This is a genomic window from Cetobacterium sp. ZWU0022, from assembly GCF_000800875.1.
Lineage (GTDB): Bacteria > Fusobacteriota > Fusobacteriia > Fusobacteriales > Fusobacteriaceae > Cetobacterium_A.
Genome location: NZ_JRJZ01000152.1, coordinates 1 through 1,576 on the forward strand (window position 1 = coordinate 1; position 1,576 = coordinate 1,576).

A 1,576-nucleotide genomic window follows, 5' to 3' on the forward strand; every position below is an offset into this window, starting at 1 on the left:
GAGACTAACTATATGAAGTCAAGTATATAATTTTGTTTTTTCTAAAATATTTTTTAGAATTTTTTAAAAAAATATGGGCGTGTTTCTAGGAGACGACTTTTTGAGAAATTTTAAAGTCGCCTTTTAAAAAATAAAATTATTAAAACATTTAGTTTTGTGGAATAAAATTAATATTATTCTTTAAAAGATGAAAAATTACTCTGAGTAGCTTCTTAGATGTATGACTAATTGCAACATAATGATGTTTTCCTTCGTTCTTCTTTTTCTCCTGATAAAGTTTGAATGTAGGATCACGCATTGCTACTAAGCGTGCAGCTTGTATGATTGCCCATCGAAGATACGTAGAACCTCTTTTTACCATTGAAGTACCTGTGGCTTGGAACTTTCCTGATTGATAAACAGAAGGTTCTAATCCCGCGAAAGCCAATAATTTAGCTGGGGTTTGAAATCGCGTGATATCTCCAATTTCAGATAATATAATCGATGCTAGCGTATAAGATATTCCAGGTATACTTATCAGTGGTGTTTTCATTTGAATAAGAAGTTCTTTGATTTTCTTATCCAAAATAGAAATTTCATCTAAATAATAATTAATTATTCTAATTGTTTGTTGAAGCTCAAAAGAAGTTCCACCACTATTGATACCAATAGATTTGGAAGCTAGATTTTTTAAAGCTATTGCCTTATCTTTTCCATACTTTCCCTTTGAGGTTTTGGATAAAAGATTAGTTAATTTAGTTAAATGACAGTTAGAAATAGCATGAGCACTTGGAAATTCTAAGAGCATAGCATAACTAGATTTTTGATGTATCGACCATATTAATGTCCCTAGTTCGGGAAATAAAATTGTAAGTAAACGCGAGACAGAAACTTTTAATTTAGTGCACTGTCCAATTAATCTATATCGGTGTCTAGTTAGAGATTTTAATTCTCTAATTTCATCAGATACAAGTGCTGTTAGGGTTTGATCTGAGTTGAATAGCAAGGTTGCAATAAACTTAGCATCAACTTTGTCAGTTTTGGTTTTTCTTAGTGTTTGAGACTTCCTAAAGGAAGCTACAGCAAGGGGATTAAATACCGTAAGTTGGTATCCCTTGGTACGCAAGAAATTTTCTAAATTGATACCGTAATGACCGGTAGATTCAAGCCCTATACGCACATCATTAGCGACTTGACAGTTTGAGGAGATAATGGAGTAAAGAGTATTAAATCCTTCAAGAGTATTTGTGATTCTTAAATTATCGCTGATAAGAACGCCATCAGAGGTAACAATGTAGCAGTCGTGTTTGTCTTTCGCGATATCAATTCCTACATAAATCATAATTCACCACCTTGAAAATATATGAAAAGTACTGTTTGTTTTCCACTAAAGCTTTATACTGAATGTATCCTCGTCCTATATAAAACGTCAAGCGTTATCTAACTAATTAACAAATTAGTATAAAGCTGTGGTTATAGCCTCAATTAAAATAGTCTAGTTGAACTAGCTATAGGTGAAAATAATAATCCACAGCACTTTAGTAAATTATAACAAATAAATTGATGAAGATTTTTATATCTTCATTATACGAGGTGA

1 protein-coding gene is annotated in these 1,576 nt (G+C 31.6%); it reads right to left on the reverse strand.

Annotation, left to right across the window (positions count from 1 at the left end):
- Positions 1-148 precede the first annotated feature (148 nt).
- Positions 149-1,321, reverse strand: coding sequence for an IS110 family transposase (locus L988_RS10965; protein WP_047384234.1), 1,173 nt, complete (start codon positions 1,319-1,321; stop codon positions 149-151).
- Positions 1,322-1,576: the final 255 nt, after the last annotated feature.

What these genes read in the sequence shown, in the direction of transcription:
- L988_RS10965 (WP_047384234.1), bottom strand. Translation starts at nt 1,321, where the DNA reads ATGATTTATGTAGGAATTGATATCGCGAAAGACAAACACGACTGCTAC.